Raw genomic sequence first — 18643 nt, forward strand, 5'->3', positions numbered from 1 at the left:
GCCTTAAAGTTAAATGACTGTCACTGCATTAATTAGGGTTACTTGCTCATTTTTTCTATTTTGCAAATTGAGACTATGAATTCTGTGCCCTTATCTTTTCTAAGCTCGATACAGCCATCTATCTGCTCAACAAGAATGTTTATAAGCTGAAACCCAAGGGAATCAGCGGTTCGGAAATCTGTTCCTTCTGGAATACTGATTCCATTGTCAGATACTGCAAGTACATAATTGAAATTTTCTTCTGTACATCCGTTCTCTAACTTGAAACATTTTCCATTAACAGTAAACTTTTCCGCTCTTTTCAAGGCTATGCTTATTTCCCCTTCCCTTCTATCCGGAAAAGCATGTTTCAGGGAGTTTGAAACCAGCTCGTTAACAATAATTCCAAGAGGTATGGCGGTATCCATACCGAGATATATCTGTTCAAGGTCCAGTTTCAGTTTGATATTGTCGTTTCTAAGATTATACGAGGAAAAGAGGTCCACAGCCAATTTTTGAAGATAATCTGCAAAATCAAGAGTAGTTATTTTGTTTCCTGTGTAAAGCTCCTCATGAATCAGAGCCATTGAAGCCACACGATTCTGACTTTCCCTGAAAGCTTCAAGCACCTTTTCATCACTGAACCTTTCCGCCTGAAGGCTGAGAAGAGAAGAAATGACCTGCAGGTTATTCTTTATTCTATGGTGGATTTCTTTTATATGAGTCTCCTGTATCTTTTCGAGCTCTTTTTCAGCTCTTTTGCGTTCTGTAATATCCTGAATTGTTCCGCTCATAAAAACAGGATTATTGTTCTCATCAAAGACAGCACCACCCTGAGCATGAACTATAAGTTCTGCTCCATCAGCTGTAATTATTCGATAATCAATCTCATAAGGCTCTCCGTTTAAGGATCTCTTAATAGCGGTATCCGCATATTTCCGGTCTTCGGGATGTATATAATCCAGAATCTCATTGTAAGGCAAGCCAAATTTTCGAGGTGCAAGCCCAAAAATGCGGTATAATTCATCAGACCAGTATACCTCACCAGTCACAAGATTCCAGTCCCAGCTTCCGATATGGGCTATTTTTTGGGCTTCTGAAAGCCTCATCTCGTTCTCCTTTAAGGAGTTATAAGTTTTTTCAAGTTCAGCTGTACGTGCTTTAACCAGATTTTCCAGGTTATCAAGTACTCCTTTCAGCCTGGATTCTGCCTCTTCAGCTCTCTTTCTACCGGAGTTTTCTATTCGCTCCCATTTTCCTTCCTTTTTAGCCAGAATAAACTGATGGTTCGAGACTATCTCAGCAATCCCGGCTACATTACATTTTTCGAAGGAATAGGTACACATAGTTATCATACGATATTTGCTGATGACGCTATCTATTTCTCCCTCACGATAAGCAAAGTCCTGCCTGCGTTCCTCTAACAAGAAAAAATCGCCACTTAATCTCAAACCATCGTAATCTTTAGCGATTTTCTGGTTGAGCTTCTCAAGCCCATTTCTTATAGGATTGCTTGAATCCGAAATATAATATCTTGCGTACCAGTTATCATACGAGATTATCTCCATCTGCCCTCTCTGTAGATAAACATCAAAGTCAGGAACGCCCTTTACCAGGGCTTCCTTTGCTTCTTCTACATCAAGAAGTTGTGATGTGACCCACATACAAAATTCATCATTTTCCAGTCCTGCTTTGAAATAAGGAACAACTACATCCATCAAATCTTCTTTCGTCTTGTAGAACTGGCAGAAATGTGTCCCCCATGATATGTTTCCGATAGTTTCGACGCCAGAAATCCTTACTCTTCCTTCCATTCCATATTTTCCCCAACAGAACGAATATCCAATAATAACAAATGAAATTATTATTTCAATCAGGAAGCCGAAATATTTCTTCTTTGAACATAAAGGAATTTATCGGGTAGTTATTTATACCAAATAGATAATATACTGGCCTTTTAGAAAATGAATGGTTTGAAAGTTATTTGTAGCAAATATTGATTATATCAATAATGAAAACTTCGAGATTTAGATAATATATAATATTTATTTTCTCAAAGGAGAAATATTAAGTTTAATTTCAGTAAAGATAATACATAAAATGTCAATACTTTCTAAACATAAAATATTATTTTCAAACTGCTGAGCGTATTTTTTTCAAACCTGGAAATACCTGTATTAACCATTTATAGCTGGTATAATAAGAAGTTACTCCAAGTACTTGCAATAATTTAAGAAAAATCCGGGTGATATCTAATTTCAGATTCATTTATTTAAGGTAGCTTGTTGATATATCAAGGGGACAAATACTTTACACTTAAGTACATGGGTCCGATAAGATAAATGCAGGCTTATCTATTATTTTCTGTAGCACTGAAATTTATGGTAAATTTCGTTCCACCGTTTCTTTTTAGCTGAATTTTACCATCTAACTGGTCCACTAAACTATTTACCAGCTGGAGGCCCAGCGTACCGGGGTCTTCGAGATTAACTGTTTCCGGAATGCCAGATCCGTTATCGGAAATTATCAAGGCGTATCGAGCGCTTCTTCGAGCAGATTCTTCTTCTCTACTGCTTAATTTACTGCTGTCCTTTTTTTTAAAGAGTTTAATTTGAATTTTTCCTTTGTCCCTACCTTTAAATGCATACTTTAAGGAATTGGATATCAGCTCATTAACGGTCATTCCCAATGGGACGGCAATATCCGTGTCAAAGAATATATCATCTTCGATATTCAGGTTTAAACTGATATCAGTGTCTCCAACTCTGTAAGTCTGGAAAAGATTTTTAGCAAGTTTTTCAAGATATAACGAGAAATTCAGAGCATCATCTCTTCCTCCCTGATGCAGTTCCTTATGGATAAGTGCAATAGACATTACTCTGTCCTGGCTTTCCCTGAAGCCTTCAAGGACTTCCGAGGCTTTAATAGTCTTTCTATTTCTGAATTTTTCAGCCTGGAGATCCAGAAGAGAGGAGATTACCTGAAGATTATTTTTGATTCTATGGTGCGTTTCCTTTTTACGGGCAATTTCAAGATTTTCCAGAGCTTTTTCTGCCTCTTTTTTCTCAGTGATATCATAGGCGGTCCCCTGGTATTTATCAGGTCTTCCATCTTTTCTCTGGACTTTCTGGTAAGACTGGTGCACCCATATTATTTTGCCGCTCTTATGCATGATCCGAAAGTCAAGCTCCCTAGATAAATTATAAGATGATACTCGGATGTCTTCTATATCTTTAAGGACAAGTGGCAAATCTTCAGGATGAATAATTCCCACCCATGAAACTCGCCTTAAAAGGAACTCTTCTTCACTATATCCGGTTATTTCTTTTACCTGGCCATGCATAAACTCCGGGAAAAAATTTTCATCCAGCTGGAAGGCAATCCCCTTAAAATTCTGTATAAACGACCGATAGTTCTCCTCACTAAACTCCAGTCTTTCCTGGACAAGCTTCCTCTCGGTGATGTCTTTCATCACACCAAGAGCTCTATTTACACTGCCTTTTTCATCTTTCAGGCAGATCAACTTTTCTTCTATCCAGGCGTAGCTCTCATCCATCCTCCTGAATCTGTATTCCATACAGAGATTTTCCCCACATTTTATGCAATTTTCAAAAGTCTGCCAGATTCTGTCCCGTTCTTCCGGATGAACTCGATTTAACCATACATCGAGACCTGTACTTTTAAAGTTTTTTGAATCAAATCCCATAAGTTTTCTGGTAGCTCCAGACCAGGAAATTTTCTTATTTGTTATATCATAATCAAATACGATTTGTCCTGTTTGTGTCGTAACAACTCGATATCTTTCCTCGTCTTTCTTAAGCTTCTTCTCTACTTCATCAAGTTCTGTAATATCCTGGAGTACTGTAACCAGTCCGGCAATTTCACCTTCCTCATTGTCAAAGGTCGACTTATTTACCAGGAAAGTTCTTTTTATTCCGTCTGCACAAATTCCCTCGTACTCATGTGTGCTTGCTCCGCCACGATTGAGAAGCTCGGTATCATCTGTATTCCACTCTGCTACATGCTCCAGCAGAAGTGTCTCGTTTACAAAAGTTCTTTCGGGAAACTTTTCAACAATCTTGCTGGCCACTTCAGGCAGAGTATATCCGATAATCTCTTCTTCAGGAAGACCGACAATCTGTCTAGCAAAAGTTCTGTTTACTCTAACATAAATTCCATTCCTGTCTTTATAGCAGATAGGGTTAAGCATTGTATCGAGCATATTTCTTATAAAATAACAATTATTTTGAGGCATTTATTTTACTTCCGGAATTTTATTATTCAGTACTCGAAACGCTGAGGTTTATTACTGGTTTGTAATTTTGTAGTTTCAGTTCTTTTGCACACAGGGTTTTTACAATTATTTGCGATCATCTCATTTTTTCTCCCATCCCTCGTTTTTAAGAAAAGGTTCTATTATTGATTAATTTTTACATGTATTTTCATCTAAAAGTATAGTGGAAGGAGCTAATAGGTAGCTTTGTCCTGCAATATTACTTTTAACAAGGTCTATAGTTCTGCTAATTTTTTATTTTCCAGCAGTACTTCTCGAAGAGTAAATACCGATTAAGCAGATTAATTTTGATGAAATTTTTTTGCTTGTAGTTTTAAAAGTACTAAGACGATAATTTATTTTAAATTAATTATATCAAAAATTGCTTCTAAGCGAAAAGAAGTTTAATGTTGAAAATTTAAAGCCTAGGATAACTTTTTATATATAATGCTTATGAGAGTGCATCATTTTGAGGAAATTAAAATTTTTAAGATACTATGGTTATTTAATTGTATCCAAATTTTCGATTAGAAAAACCTTTTTATAATCCTACCTAAGTAAATGCCCTGTATATCTGCATATTGAAAGTGAAAAACGTGATAGAAGGGAAAACAGGAATTTAAGAATAGTAAGAAGAAACCTAGAGGCACTGGATCCATACTGCATCCCCCGATACAGTCTCTTCGAATGTTATGCTCCCCCAAGCATATCGATTCGAAGGAAGGATCAGCGACCCCCGGGTAATTCTTTATGCGGTAGATTTTCCCCAACTCTCTATCCCATCTTACTTCCCAACTCCAGAATATACTAATAAGATAAATTATTTTAAATTAATTATACAAAAAATTGTTTCCAAACAAAAAATAATTTAACGTAAAATATTTCAAGCCTATCATGAGATTTTCTTATGTAACTCGAGTTATTTTCAATGTAATTAAAATTTTCAATACAATATAATTATTCAATTATATTAAAGTTTAAAATATGAACTAATTTTTTGCATCAATTATGATATATATAACCCTGTTATTATATATGTCTGGATTAAGGGTAATAGGGTTTCCTCTTAATCTATGGGTTGGATCGCAGGTAGGGACCTCGAGAATAGGGACTCAGACCCTACCATCTACTTTTAAACTGGACCCGGAGATATTGCCTCTTTTTTATCATTTCTGGATTTGTCCCTAGCTTATATTTGATTTGTGGCTCTATTGAGGATTATATTGACCTGAACTTTGAGTTTGGATTTAACTGAAAAAAAAGCTCAAATTAGTGTTTATTTTTGCCCTTCAAGGGCCTGGAAATTTATTTATGTTTTAGATATTAATAGTATAATATGTCTACACTGGTAGGTAATGCTGAAGCTATTAGTCAACAAATCTCTCCTGATGCAGCTTTTGGATGCGTCCTTACCCTGGCAATTATCGGTCTTGTTATGCTCTTCCTTTTGTTCTTCACGCTTCGTCATAATATCCGGAGTAAGCCAAATATCTGAAATCCTTGCTGCCTCTGCTCTTTTTGTCCGGTATATCTGTGATGTTCTGTTTCTTAAACAGTCACGGGTACGACTTGGTGAATATCCGATCCGTAAAACATTCGTGAGCTACTCAGTCACTATAAATGGAAATGGCGTTATCTACCGAAGGATAAAGCTGAAGTCTAAAATCAAAAGCGAAGTCTAAAGTCATTTTTCTTTAAAATACTTAAAAAAGATGAAGAAAGCAAAAAAGGCAACATATCCTGCCATTCCATAGCTTTCGGTTGCGATTCCCACTATTCCTTGAATTCCTAAAAATCCAAAAAATCCAAAATAACCTAAATTTTTTTTATTTTTCATAGTGAAAATAATATAAGTAAATATTTAAGATTTCCTGAAAATGAATTCCTGTAACTCGTTAATCTGAAAATTTTCGTTTTTCTTGCTCGCTTTTCCGGTGATTATCTTCGAGTGCATTTATTTTTTAGGTATAAGTTTTATCTGCTTGCCTGTTTTGAACCTACGTGTTGTTTCATGTTTTTACATTCTCTCTCTTTTCTCTCTTCTTTGTTAACCGAAAGGGCATTTAAATTTACATGGTATTTAAGACCCCGCCAGCCTGTCTGGCGGCTCTGCCCAGAATAGTTCAAATCAAGTTCAATGACCCCATGCCCACCTTAATAAAAGTCAATCCAAAAATAATCTGGGCTATCCCCAGAAACTGAACGATGGAAAAATAATATTTGCTGTTAATAAAGAACTTTGACTTCTCTACAATTAATGCGACAATTACCTTTGACCCTACAAGAAGTAGATAGAAACCTGCAATGAATAAGACTGTAGCCAAGATATGAATGCTTAAACTCTTAAAAATTATCGGGCCGCCTATGGAGAGCCAGAATACATATGGGTGCGGATTGCTGAAATTGACAATAACTCCTTTTTTAAGGGCATCTTTTTTTTCTACATTTAATTCGATACTGTCCTTTTTGATTTTAAGGGATTCGACTCCCGAATATATAAGATATGAGGCCCCAAAAAAAGCAATAATCCCTATAAAAAAATCAGAACTTGTCAGATGGGATAGAACAAACAGTACAGCTAAAATTATTGGCAGGTCTGTAATCAGAGGAGATACTGCAATCTTTATCCCTTCCCACTTGCCATACCGCAGAGTTTCAGAGATAGTTACAGCCAGGAGCGGGCCAGGAGATGTGCCTGCAGCAAGACCGAGAAATGCTCCCATAGCTAAATATTCAATAAGATCTAACATTACGATGCCTCATTTTTCACATGTCAATTCAAATGACGATAGTAACATTCGACAATAGTGCAGGTTAATACATTAATGGCTTAAATAATACATTGAATTACAGATAAGAGTTTAGTGCTATATAACCACACACTATTTTAAACAAAATTTCGAACTTTTAAATCTATTTTTTGGAAGGAAAGAGGCTTTTATGCCTCTATCTTTGAAAAAAGAAATGCGCCGATCATACAGACAAAGACAGATAATGCACTTATTGTTGCAAGGTCACTATAAATGCCAAACACGCTCATGCCTGCAAGGGCTCCTCTCATGCCGTCCACGCCGTAAGTGAGGGGATCGATCCTGCTTATGAAATAAATTGCAGGAGGCAGGTTTTCAAGAGGGAAGAGGGCTCCTGAGAGGAAGAAGATGGGCATTATCAGGAAGTTCATGATCAGCTGGAAGCCGTGCATATCTGTCATTTTTGAGGCAATTGCAAGGCCAAGGCCGGTAAAGAAAATAGCTATCAGGAACATGAATATTAACCCTATCCCGAGGCTCCCTATACCAGGAATCCTGAACCCGAGCATGTAGGAAAGGCTAAGCACGATCAGTCCCTGAACCATAGCTATGGTTGCGCCTCCAAGGGTTTTCCCTACCATGATTTCCGTCCTCGAGATTGGAGCTACAAGGGTTTCTTTGAGAAAGCCGAACTGTCTGTCCCAGATAACCTCAAGACCTGAAAAAACGGCTGTAAAGAGGATTGACATCGAAACAATTCCGGGTGCGAGGAAGTCCATGTAATTTGCTCCTCCGCTAGCTCTCGTATACATTGGCCCGAATCCGAAGCCAAATGCGACCATGAAAAGAAGCGGCTGCCCGAGAGAACCTATCAGCCTCGCTTTTGAACGCCAGTAGTGTTTAAGCTGCCTGAGCCAGAGGATGTAGATTACTTCGATCAATTCCTGCTCCTCCTTCCCATGCCTCGCATAAACCTTATCTTATTTCCTCCGCCGCTATTTTCGTCTCTTATATCTCTACCCGTAAGCTTGAGGAAGGCTTCTTCCAGTGATTCGGTGCCGGTATTGGCTTTTATTTTTTCAAGGGTGCCGGATTCTATAATTTTTCCGTGATCGATAATTGCTATTTCGTCGGCTATCTCTTCAGCTTCGTCCATATAGTGAGTCGTCAGAAAAATCGTCATGCCCCTTTCTTGATTGAGGCTTTTTATATGGGTCCATATGGACTTTCGTGTCTGCGGGTCAAGACCTACGGTGGGCTCATCCAGAAAAAGGATTTTCGGATAGTGGACAAGGGCTCTTGCAATCTCAAGCCTGCGCTTCATCCCACCTGAGTACTTTTTTACGTAATCTTTCCGCCTATCCCAGAGCCCTACGATCTCAAGAGCCTGCCGGATCCTGTTTTCCCTTTCTTTTTTGGGAACTCTGTAAATCACGGCATGGTATGTCATATTTTCGTAGGCTGTAAGCTCTTCATCAAGGCTGTGGTCCTGAAAAACTATTCCGAAAGAAGCTCTTGCTTCATCCTGTTGTTTAAGAGCGTTGAAGCCGTTTATCCTGATTTCTCCGGATGTTGGCTTCAGAACCGTTGTAAGCATCTTGATGGTTGTGGACTTGCCTGCCCCATTAGGTCCGAGGAAAGCAAAAATGGAGCCTGCTTCGACATCAAAACTGATCCCCTTTACCGCTGTAAAATCCTCGAATTTTTTTGTTAGAGATTGAACTGAAAGTATGTTTTGCATGACTGGTCCTGAAATTCTTTTTTTAATAAAGAGAGAATTAGTTTATACGTTCAAATTAGAAGTGTTCTGCTCCTGAAAAGTTGAGCAGTTCAATTGAATATTTATAAAGAACAATATCTGTAAAGAATATATCTTTCTGCTACTGAAATGAAGACATTATTTATAAATTCTGTTATTGAAATAGCATCTCAGTTCTAAAATCCTAATTATAAATAACCTGCCGATTTAAGTAACTGTAGAATGTATCAACAGGTTCTACTACATACTATGTCTTCAAGTCGTCTCTTTATGGATTTACTTTTATTTTTAAAAAGGAAAGGATTTAAATCCTTGAGGAAATGTTTTATTGAAGACAAAAGCAGGCTGGCTTTCAGATTTTAATTAAGTAATGGCCAAAGCCTTTCTATTATTATTCTTGATATTTGAACTTTACTTCTTTGAATTCGTTTATTTGACTCGGGCTTAATTTGCATTACTCATGAATCCATCAGATGTCATCCGTTCAGTTTATGGTCTATAAGATGTACCAATGTTTATAATTGTAAGAGCAGTTATGAATCTATCAGGATATCCATTGTTTACTTCTTACACACCAGAGGTTATTCGTTAATTAATCAGTTCTTTATATTTGTTAATTAATAAGTTCTGTAGACACCTTTATTCAATTTAATCTATCGGACTTTACCTCACTATCAAAATTGCCATCTTGTTATCAGCCTATAATACAGCCTATTTATAATTGGCAGGAGCAACAACATATGAAAAGAAAATGGGAACGTGACTTAGGACTTCAGGGACGAATGCTTTTTACGATGTTTCTTCTGGCAGTAGTTTACCTTGCCTTCCTAGCGTTCCTTTCATACTATGGAACACCTCCGATTTTCATGATTCTGTTCGTTGGTCTTTTCATGGCCATCCAGTACTTTTATTCGGATAAAATGGTGCTCTGGACAACGGGTGCGCATATTGTTTCCGAAAGTGAGGCTCCGCAGCTCCATGGAATGATTACCAGGCTCTGCGCAATAGCCGATCTCCCAAAGCCCCAGGTTGCAATTGTAAGAACACAGGTACCAAACGCCTTTGCCACAGGCAGGAGCCAGAATAATGCTGTTGTTGCAGTTACGACAGGAATTCTGGATAAACTCTCTCCAGCCGAACTTGAAGCAGTACTTGCCCATGAACTGAGCCATGTCAAGAATAGAGATATGGCTGTTATGACGATTGCCAGTTTTCTCTCAACAGTGGCTTTCTACATTGTCCGTTACAGCCTTTACTTCGGGCATATGGGAGGAGGGGATAGGAGGAGAGATGGAGGAGGCATTATCCTCGTCTGGCTAGTTTCCATTGCAGTCTGGGTTGTTAGTTTTATCCTGATCCGTGCTCTTTCCCGTTACAGGGAATTTTCTGCGGATAGGGGAGCTGCAGTTATTACGGGACAGCCTTCAAATCTTGCCTCTGCCCTTATGAAAATAAGTGGAGTTATGGACCGGGTGCCAAGCGAGGATCTCAGAAAAATAGAAGGAATGAATGCCTTTTTCACAGTACCTGCACTCTCAGGCTCTTCTATAATGGACATTTTTTCCACTCATCCATCTGTGGAAAAAAGAATAGCCAAGCTTGAGAAGATGCAACAGGAAATGAGTTAATAAAAAGGCGGGTTAAAAACAAAGGTAAAGAAACGATTTAGTCTCCCAGATTGAACCACTACTCCTGCAGATATCCGAAAATGTTTATTCCTTCTTCATTATTCCTTCTTCATAACAGAAAAGGAATTCTATTGATAATAATTTATAATATGTGAGTAAAAGCTTTTGATCCAAAAAGTTAGATAGATTTGTATGAGAATCCACGTCCTCCAGCACTCTGCCCTTAACACCCTCGGCAGCATAGAAGAATATGCTAGAACCAAAAACTACCCCCTTGAGTCAACCCGCTTTTACAAAATTACAAACCCACCAGCCCTTGATTCTTTTGACCTCCTTATCATTATGGGCGGTCCTATGGGAATCTACGACTACGAAGAAAATCCCTGGTTGAAAGACGAAAAAAACTTTATCAAACAGGCAATTGATGCAGGAAAATCGGTTCTCGGAATCTGTCTCGGCGCTCAACTGCTTGCTGACGTGCTCGGCGCGCGAGTCTATGAAAACGGGCACAGGGAAATGGGCTGGTTCCCCATAAAGGCAGCAGCAGTGAAATATAAACAAGAATTTCTCAAAGGGCTGCCGGAAGAAATCACGGTTTTTCACTGGCACTCGAGAACTTTTGATCTTCCTGAAGGAGCTGTACACCTTTTCCGGAGCGAAGGATGTGAAAATCAGGGCTTTGTCTACGGTGGAAGGGTTGTAGCACTACAGTTTCATCCCGAGGTTACATATGAGAGAATTAAAAACATGATCGGAAGGTTCGGAAATGAAATGGGGAACGGGCCTTTTATCCAGAAAAAAGAGGAAATGATCGGACAGGAAGAGTATCTGGCAGGAACAAAAGAGTTTATGTTCACGGTACTGGACAGGTTTGAGAAGATTATTCATTCTTAAAGAATTATAAACTCTTAAAAGATGTCTTTAAAAGGATCTTTCATCCCTGAGATAAGGGTTGCAATATCTTTTAGTGCAAGGCTTTTCTTAAATCCTGTGGGGAGAGCAATGTACTTTGGGCTCCATACCGGGTTGAATTTTTCTTTGTAAGCCCTCAGACCTTTGTAGTTATAAATATAGTCGCCATTGGCAAAGATTAAAGACCCGACTTTATGCCAGAGAGGGGCAAACTGCCTATTTTCAAGGCCCGAAAGTGGAGCCATTCCGAGGGAAAAGCGTTTGTACCCGTTTTCTTTTCCCCAGAGTATGAGTTTGACAAAAAGGTAGTCCATTGCCGGAGCACTGGATTTGTAACGCATTAGGTCAATACTGAACTCTTCTGTGCCTGCTCCTGCCCATATATTTGTAAAGGCAACGATTTCTTCTTCGTTCCTGACAATTGCAAGAGGAAAATTACTTAGATATTTCTCGTCAAAAAAGCCTACTGAGAATCCCTTCTCTTTTCCGGTTTTCATTTCCAGCCAGGCGTCAGAAACCTGTTTAAGTTCAGGAGTGAGGACAGTTATGTTTTCTGGCTGAATAATTTCAAACCAGTACCCTTTCTTTTCTACATTTTTCACTGCATAGCGGAAATCTTTACCTGCGCTTCCTTCCAGTGTAAAGGACTCTAAGGAAACTTTTGCCTCTTCCCCTATTTTGATCAGAGTCAGGCCAAGGTCAAGGTAAATTGGAATGTGTTTTTCACTTACTTCATAAAAAACGGCTCTTCCCTGGTGCAGCCTGGTCATTTCATAAAAGTCCCAGATCAACTCTTTTATCCTGTCACTCTGCCCTACAGGATCTCCCATAGCAATCCAGCTCTTTCCTGAGACTCCGTACATCAAAAAAGCCTTTTTTTTGTCGTCAAAAAGCAGGTATTTGTCACCTGTAAACGCCAGGTTTCCCAGGGGTTCCCTGTTGTCCCTTACAATCGCTTTTGCAAGCTCAAGTTCTTCATTCCCCGGGAGATGAATATCTTTGGAAAAGGGGCTCAGCATTTTCATGACCCCGAGGACAAGCAGGATGAAGAAAACTCCTACTACGGCTCTTAAAAAGCTCGATGCCTGAGAATTAACCCCGAACTGCCACCACAGTTCGTTTGAATACTCCACATTCCTGTATGAAAAGAACCCGAGCCAGACAAAGCTTACGAGCACCAGAATTATTGCAATTATGTTTTCCCTGCTAAAAGACTGGTGCAAAAGAGAAGATTTTCTGTAAAAGTGCTTCCTTGAGGGAAACAGGAGAATAAACATAGTAAAGAGCACTGCAGCTTCGTGATAATCAAAGTCCTTAAGGAGGGCAAAGACTCCTCCCAGTAGAAGGACTATGAGGGAAAGTACATAAGCTCCATCAATCCTTTTCCAGAGTCCGTTTGCCAGAAGCAGGAGCAGTACGCCTATTATGCTTCCAAAAAGCCTGGAAGCCTCAATGAGAGGGAGAGGGACAATGTATGCTATTTCGCGCAGGTATCTGGGATCTGAAGGTAGGGCTCCGGAGAAGAGGAGGGAAATGCCTCCGAAAAAGATTAGAATAGAAAATATCTGGGGCGTTATTTCTGACAGGCTGGAATAAGTGACCTTTCCGGCTTTTTTTAGGAACTCTTTCTTCTCTTCAAACTCGTGGAATATCAGAGTCAGGAAACCCATTAGGAACGGGACAAAATAGTAGATGAACCTGAAGAGTACAAGAGCCCTCATAATGTCTACCGTGCCAAAATAAGGTTCCAGCATGAACAGCATAACTGTCTCAAAAACCCCAAGCCCACCTGGAACGGTGCTTATAAGCCCTATCAGCTGTGCCAGTGCAAAGAATAAAAGCACATGCAGCAGAGTAAGCTGCGAGTTTGAGGGAAGGAGGAGATATATGATGCTTCCAGGAAGCAGGTAGTCTCCTGAGGACAATGCAAGCTGCATGAAAGCAATTTTTGGCTCAGGAATCCTTATTTTATGCCCTTTTACCTCCAGGTCCAGTTTTGTGAATGAGAAATAGAAATAAGTGACAAGAAGCAGCAGTAACAGGATCCCTACAAGATTGAGGGGAACAGGAATTCCAGGAACATACTCAGACAGCTTCAATGGATAAAATGTGAAAAGCAAACCTGCAATAAAGCAGAACCCGACCCAGAAGGTAGAGATACAAAAAACTATGATGTCCCATATCTGAGCCAGGCTCAGCCCGTATCCCGAATATAATCTGTAGCGGAGGGAGCCTCCTGTCAGGAAATTAAAACCTGCAGTATAGCTGATGGACGTACTGATAAAAGAGGTTCTTGCAACCTCTTTATAAGGCAGGGTCTGGTTGATATGGCGGGCTGCAAGGTAGTCGTATCCGGTTAAGCTAGCATAGCTTAAAGAAGTTAGAAAGACAGCTATCCCAAGGTGACTTAAGGGAACACTGGAAATACTTTTCAGAACATAGCTCAGATGCAGATAGCTCATTTGCTTATCCAGAGTCCATAAAGCCAGAGCAAATATGATAGCCGGTAAGAGATAACTGACAAGCCTCTTTACTTTAAGGGCTTTTTCCTTTTTGCTGCCGTTTTCTTTCATCAGGATCGAGTATCCTTTTGCATTGTAGGCTCACTGTTTAGTTAGAGTTAAGAATCGTATTAGAGTTAGATTTAGAGTTAGATTTTATGATTAAAATTTTTAATGTTGCACCTACTCTTTTAAAGTTAATATATTTTTTGTAAGTGGTTATCTGGAGATTCTATAATTCGGATATCTGAGTTCTTTGTGCCCGAGTTTCGCTTCCTGAGTTTCGCTTCCCGAGTTTCGCTTAGGCACCCGAACTGTCATATTCGACGCAGGAGAGAGGTCTTTTCCGTAAAAAAGAGAAAAAAGAGAATAAAAACCAAAAAAATGAAAATGACTCGATATCAGGTAAGAGACTAGCAAGAAACAAAAACTTTTGGGCAGGACTGCCAGATTAGCTGGCGGAGACACTTATAGTTACCAGTGATTAAAACGCAGTTTTCGTGATCAAGAGAAGTGGTTCTCTGGCCAGGCGGTAAATTTCTCTATCGCTAACGGGAGCAATATTACCGACTATTAAGGTACAAAGGCTCGGTTACTGGAAGTCTTAAGTTAAAAACTGACATACTTCCCACGCAAAATGTGGAGAAGTTTTTTTACCGGCTGTACGTTTTCTGAAGAAAGTACGTGCCAGGACTTTTTGAGGGGTATCAGGGCTCCCTTTCCCTGCATCTCTTTCTGCAGAGAATTGACCGTTGCCTTTTGGCGTCAATGCTATATTAAAGGCAGCGTTGACATCGGCATGGTCAACGTGCCCGCAGTGGGGGCACTCAAATTGCTTGCTGTGACGGTGGCCTTTATGTCCGCAGCGGCTGCACTTCTTGCTTGTCGCATGAGGATCAATGTAGACTACCTCTACTCCCTGCAGCCTGGCTTTGTATTCGATAAATTGCTGGAGCTGATGAAAAGACCAGCTGTTCAGGGAATATTCGTTTGACCACACATGTTTTTTAACTTTTTTTAGAGCGATTTTTCTACTCATTTCTTTGCTTTTGCGTTCTGGTTGGGTCTTCTTTTTATCATCGTTTCTATTTTTCCTGCCTTTTCCTCCACCTTCTGCCTTGCTGTCGAGTTTTCGGATTCCTTTAAGGTTCTCTAGCTTAATTCCGCATTCATTATACAGGGCGATGTCTACAATCTTTCGGCTGATTTTATGGTTCAGGTTTTTTACAATGCTCTTCTCTCTTTTTTTTACAGCTTTCAGCTGTTTATGTTTGCCACCCTTGCAGAGCCGTTTTTTTATGTTTTCGTATTTCTTATGCGTATGATAACGCATTTTTCCAAACTTCCAGACCTTTCCGGATTCAGGATCTGCAGCAACTGCAATATGACCTCTTGTATTGCGGTCAACTCCTATGTAATGCCCGGTACTCTCAGGTTTTTCATCCGGGAAGACAACTGCTACATAAGCGTAAATGCTGTCGATTTCTATCTGGGAGATTTTCTTGAAGTTGCTCGAAAAATGATAGTTAAGCAGAAGTTTAAGGCAGGGGATAAGAAGGATTTTCTCTTCCCTATCGACCCTGACCGCCCTCGAAGGGATAATAAGTTTCACATTTTTTACGGATTTTAACTCCCTGTTTCTTGAATATTTCCTGAGAATCTGGCCGGAAATGGTTGATTTCAGGCCTATATGTCTGACATTCCCTGGAGAAAGTGAACCCGATCCCGGAGAAAAATTCATTCCCGGTAGTGAGTCGGAAAAAGAAGGAACAGAAGAAAGAGATAATGATTCGTTAGAAGAGTCGGACGATAAAACCTGGGAAGAAAGTGAGGAAGAAAGGGAAGAAGAAAGAGAAGAAAAGGGAGAAAGAAGAGAGGCAGGAAGATAATGGCCGGAAGCCCCGGATCTTTGTATTTGTATTGGGGGCGGGTTAAGGGTATGGTTTTGAGTCCGGTATTCAATACAGAACTCAGCAATCTTTCGCGCCTTTCGGAGTTCTTCCGAAAAGTCCCGGTTATGCTTGATTTTATAAGTCAGTAGCATTCAGGGTACTGCTCCATAACTCTTTTTATTTTTGTTCCAGAAAGATCTGGCGTCCTGGAGAACCTAGGTATTTTTGACAATATCTATAAACAATTTTTAGCTACTATATTTATAATATCTATAAACATACTTAAACATTTTGTCAATAGGGAAAACAGAGTTTTCTCCTACCAAAGGTCTCCAGAGAAATGGCTCAGGGAAGCCAGATACGAAAAGTTAGGCTCTGAAATCAGAGCCCAACAAATGCCTGAAAAGTACATGGAAAAGTTCCTTGATCTCCATGCCTTACAAAAAATGAGATTAAAGAGTTAGTTCACAAGGCTTCCCTATCAGCATGCTTGAGAGTAATGAACCCCACACCTTCTTCACTCCCTGCTTTTACACTGCTTTTTGAAACAGATGTTGCATGTTTTGTATCTACTGCCTTCTTGATCTCTACCCTTATCTCTGCCTTTCTGCTGTTCCTGAGGAATTTGAACTCCTTTGAAAGCATGATCATTACCATTACCGTCATAAGATATTCCGTAGCAGGAGATGCGGCCCAGACTCCGTTAAGGTCGAAGAACTGAGGCAAAATGAACAGCAGGGGAAAGAGGAAGATAAAGATCTTTCCAAGATGGATGAAAAGTGCTGCTCTGACTCTATTGATTGACTGGTAGTAGATGGCAGTAAGCAGTACTATGCCTTCAACAAGCAGAGAGAACATGAAAATATTCATTCCCTGAAGTGTGGCATCGAGAAGTTCTGAGTCATTCTGGCTGAAGATCTGTACCAGGCTCTCAGGGAAAAGATAGACCAGTGCAAATCCCAGGGCTCCTATCAGGGTACATGAGAGCATTGTCAGTTTCAGGGTCTTTAAAACCCTTCCGTACTGACCGGCTCCGTAATTGAAACCTATAATCGGCTGCACACCGAGGGCTATCCCTTCAAAGAGCATGTAAAATATGGAAAATATGTATCCTATAATGCCATAGGCCGAGACCGCAAGTTCAGAATCATACCTGAGCAGCATGTAGTTTTGTGCAAAGAGCACGAGAGCAAATGATATCTGCATAACAAATGACGGTATGCCGGCTTTAAGGATCTGCAATGTTGTATCGATTTTGACTCTCATGGCTTTAAGTTTCAGTCTCAGCTTTGCCTCGCTGCCGAAAAGGTAATACGTAAGCATCACTGTCGGCAGAGCAAAGGAAAGAATTGTCGCAGCGGCTGCACCTGACATACCCATTCCAAGACACATGACAAAGAGATAGTCAAGAACGACGTTTGAAAGCACTCCTGCAACCATTATTTTCATGCAGAGTTTGGGTTTTCCATCATTCCTTACAAGTGGATCGAGGGCAATCGCAAGGATCATAAAAACCGAGCCTGCGAAGATTACCTGGAGGTATTCTCGAGCAAATGAAAGGACAGGTCCGCTGGTCCCGAGCAAACTGATAGATGTTTTGCAAAAAATCAATCCGCCTGCAGTAAAAATGGCTCCTGCCAGGAGACATAGTGGAAAAGCGTTATTAACTATTTCCAGGGCTTCTCCGGTCTTCCCTTCTCCAAGTTTCAGAGCTATGAGGCTTGAAGAACCGATTCCGATAATTATTCCTGCTCCAATTACAGCCAGATAAGGAGGATAAGCAAGGGTAATGCCTGCAAGCCCGTGGCTCCCAATGGCATTTCCAATAAAGAAGCCGTCAATTATCCCCTGGATTCCGGCAATAAGCACTCCCACAACTGCCGGGAGCGCAAATTTCCAGAATAGGTTAAAAATATTTCCGGACTTCATTTCCTCATCGCTTACCATATCCTGGCCTCCACAGGCTGCAAAGGCATTACTTCGGAAGCGTGCAGCCGGATTTCCGGTCCTTTCTGATAGAGAAAAGCCCTGACTTTTCGTACCACGGACCTGTTCAAAGCGACATAGTTGAGGTTATTTTTCTGTGAGTTTTCTTCTTTTAAAAAATTGAGACAACGTCGATCAACTTTTTTAAGTGGTTGATATAAAGACATTTTCCGTCCCGGATGAAGCCTCGGAAAGTATGCGAGTCAAAGGCGTGCTCCTTTTTTACAGAACCTTTTTTCTGCCTGCACTTAACCGATAACTGCATATATTCTTGAGGTTGGTTGTTTTTGGGAATTGTTAGGGCAATTTGCATTGCATCCCTGTAATACTTTTAAAATTTTTACAAAGCTTCATCATTATTAAACCGGTAAATCCGGATTTGATCGAAATAGAAATTTCCTGGTATAAAGTATTGAACAAAAATTCCAGATTGGAACTTATGAGTAGAAATTTCAGATAAAAATTCTGAATAGAGATTTTATGAACTATAAATAAAGCAAATTAGCTATTATTCAGATTTTTAGACTGAATGGCTAATCTTTACTCATTAGTTTCTGATATTTAAGCACTAATTAATATTTACACTATATTTATACATTCACATTCTCTTCTGTTTTACCAGGTTACTTTTTCTGAGACCAAAAACACACGTTTGAGCCTCTCCTGGAGACTTGTCACCCTAAATGAGAGAAACTCCTGTAAGCTGATCTTCAAGCTTGTTCTCAAAAAGCATAAAAAACGGTTTCCAGGCAAAGGATAAAGAGGGTCAGCTTTTACCTCTCAATCATAACATCTTGCCGGTAATCACCTGTTTCGTATTTTTTGAATTTTATTTATGTACCTGCTAATTTTATGTACCTGCTTTATCTCTTTTACAGGACCTTTTGAAAGAACTATTTCAAGCCTGATATTAACGTATTAGATCCAGATTAGATCCAGGCAAGTTTTATTTATCATAAATAT

Annotated in this window: 14 protein-coding genes; 4 read left to right on the forward strand and 10 right to left on the reverse strand. The window is 39.7% G+C overall.

The features are described 5' to 3' along the window. Window positions 1-38 precede the first annotated feature (38 nt). Both MSHOH_RS09270 and MSHOH_RS09275 read right to left on the reverse strand, forming a co-directional pair. Entirely contained in the window at window positions 39-1793 is a 1755-nt protein-coding gene (locus MSHOH_RS09270) for an MEDS domain-containing protein (RefSeq protein WP_052730789.1), read from the reverse strand. 536 nt (window positions 1794-2329) lie between these two features. Next, window positions 2330-4201, reverse strand: coding sequence for a PAS domain-containing protein (locus MSHOH_RS09275; protein WP_052730790.1), 1872 nt, complete (start codon window positions 4199-4201; stop codon window positions 2330-2332). Window positions 4202-5588: 1387 nt separating this feature from the next. Here MSHOH_RS09275 and MSHOH_RS23670 point away from each other — a divergent pair. Next, window positions 5589-5747: a hypothetical protein gene (locus tag MSHOH_RS23670; protein WP_158024102.1), complete on the forward strand. Its 159-nt coding sequence runs from the start codon at window positions 5589-5591 to the stop codon at window positions 5745-5747. A 189-nt stretch (window positions 5748-5936) separates the two neighbouring features. Here the strand turns inward: MSHOH_RS23670 and MSHOH_RS23675 are convergent, their stop codons facing one another. The 4 genes from MSHOH_RS23675 to MSHOH_RS09290 all read right to left on the reverse strand — a co-directional run bounded on the left by MSHOH_RS23675 (window position 5937) and on the right by MSHOH_RS09290 (window position 8743). Next, window positions 5937-6089: a DUF3796 domain-containing protein gene (locus MSHOH_RS23675; protein WP_158024103.1), complete on the reverse strand. Its 153-nt coding sequence runs from the start codon at window positions 6087-6089 to the stop codon at window positions 5937-5939. Between the two features lie 286 nt (window positions 6090-6375). Further along, window positions 6376-7002: a LysE family translocator gene (locus MSHOH_RS09280; protein ID WP_048139130.1), complete on the reverse strand. Its 627-nt coding sequence runs from the start codon at window positions 7000-7002 to the stop codon at window positions 6376-6378. A 188-nt stretch (window positions 7003-7190) separates the two neighbouring features. Beyond that, window positions 7191-7943: an ABC transporter permease gene (locus MSHOH_RS09285; protein ID WP_048139132.1), complete on the reverse strand. Its 753-nt coding sequence runs from the start codon at window positions 7941-7943 to the stop codon at window positions 7191-7193. Further along, window positions 7940-8743 (reverse strand): ABC transporter ATP-binding protein, encoded by an 804-nt coding sequence (locus MSHOH_RS09290; RefSeq protein ID WP_048139133.1) that lies wholly within the window; start codon window positions 8741-8743, stop codon window positions 7940-7942. The genes MSHOH_RS09285 and MSHOH_RS09290 overlap by 4 nt, the downstream gene beginning before the upstream one ends. Before the next feature lie 758 nt (window positions 8744-9501). On the opposite strand from MSHOH_RS09290, the gene htpX reads away from it, so the two are divergent. Together htpX and MSHOH_RS09300 are read left to right on the forward strand one after the other, a co-directional pair. Continuing rightward, window positions 9502-10389 carry a zinc metalloprotease HtpX gene (htpX, locus tag MSHOH_RS09295; RefSeq protein ID WP_048139135.1) on the forward strand — a complete coding sequence of 296 codons (888 nt, stop codon included), beginning with the start codon at window positions 9502-9504 and terminating at the stop codon, window positions 10387-10389. Between the two features lie 192 nt (window positions 10390-10581). Further along, window positions 10582-11283 carry a type 1 glutamine amidotransferase gene (locus tag MSHOH_RS09300; protein WP_048139137.1) on the forward strand — a complete coding sequence of 234 codons (702 nt, stop codon included), beginning with the start codon at window positions 10582-10584 and terminating at the stop codon, window positions 11281-11283. A gap of 14 nt (window positions 11284-11297) precedes the next feature. Here MSHOH_RS09300 and mprF read toward each other — a convergent pair whose 3' ends face one another. Both mprF and MSHOH_RS09310 read right to left on the reverse strand, forming a co-directional pair. Further along, a complete protein-coding gene (gene mprF, locus MSHOH_RS09305) occupies window positions 11298-13874 on the reverse strand; it encodes a bifunctional lysylphosphatidylglycerol flippase/synthetase MprF (RefSeq protein ID WP_048139140.1) in 2577 nt (858 codons plus the stop codon). Between the two features lie 532 nt (window positions 13875-14406). After that, the gene (locus MSHOH_RS09310; RefSeq protein ID WP_239451304.1) at window positions 14407-15414 is read right to left on the reverse strand and encodes an RNA-guided endonuclease InsQ/TnpB family protein; all 1008 of its coding nucleotides are present in this window, start codon (window positions 15412-15414) and stop codon (window positions 14407-14409) included. A gap of 58 nt (window positions 15415-15472) precedes the next feature. Here MSHOH_RS09310 and MSHOH_RS25150 point away from each other — a divergent pair, with 58 nt between their 5' ends. Continuing rightward, the gene (locus MSHOH_RS25150; protein WP_239451305.1) at window positions 15473-15691 is read left to right on the forward strand and encodes a hypothetical protein; all 219 of its coding nucleotides are present in this window, start codon (window positions 15473-15475) and stop codon (window positions 15689-15691) included. 468 nt (window positions 15692-16159) lie between these two features. Here the strand turns inward: MSHOH_RS25150 and MSHOH_RS09315 are convergent, their stop codons facing one another. Continuing rightward, window positions 16160-17641 (reverse strand): MATE family efflux transporter, encoded by a 1482-nt coding sequence (locus MSHOH_RS09315; RefSeq protein WP_048139144.1) that lies wholly within the window; start codon window positions 17639-17641, stop codon window positions 16160-16162. Next, the gene (locus tag MSHOH_RS23680; protein WP_158024104.1) at window positions 17635-17847 is read right to left on the reverse strand and encodes a hypothetical protein; all 213 of its coding nucleotides are present in this window, start codon (window positions 17845-17847) and stop codon (window positions 17635-17637) included. Before MSHOH_RS23680 ends, MSHOH_RS09315 begins: the two co-directional genes overlap by 7 nt. Between the last annotated feature and the right edge of the window lie 796 nt (window positions 17848-18643).

The organism is Methanosarcina horonobensis HB-1 = JCM 15518 (genome assembly GCF_000970285.1).
Classification (GTDB): Archaea; Halobacteriota; Methanosarcinia; order Methanosarcinales; family Methanosarcinaceae; genus Methanosarcina; species Methanosarcina horonobensis.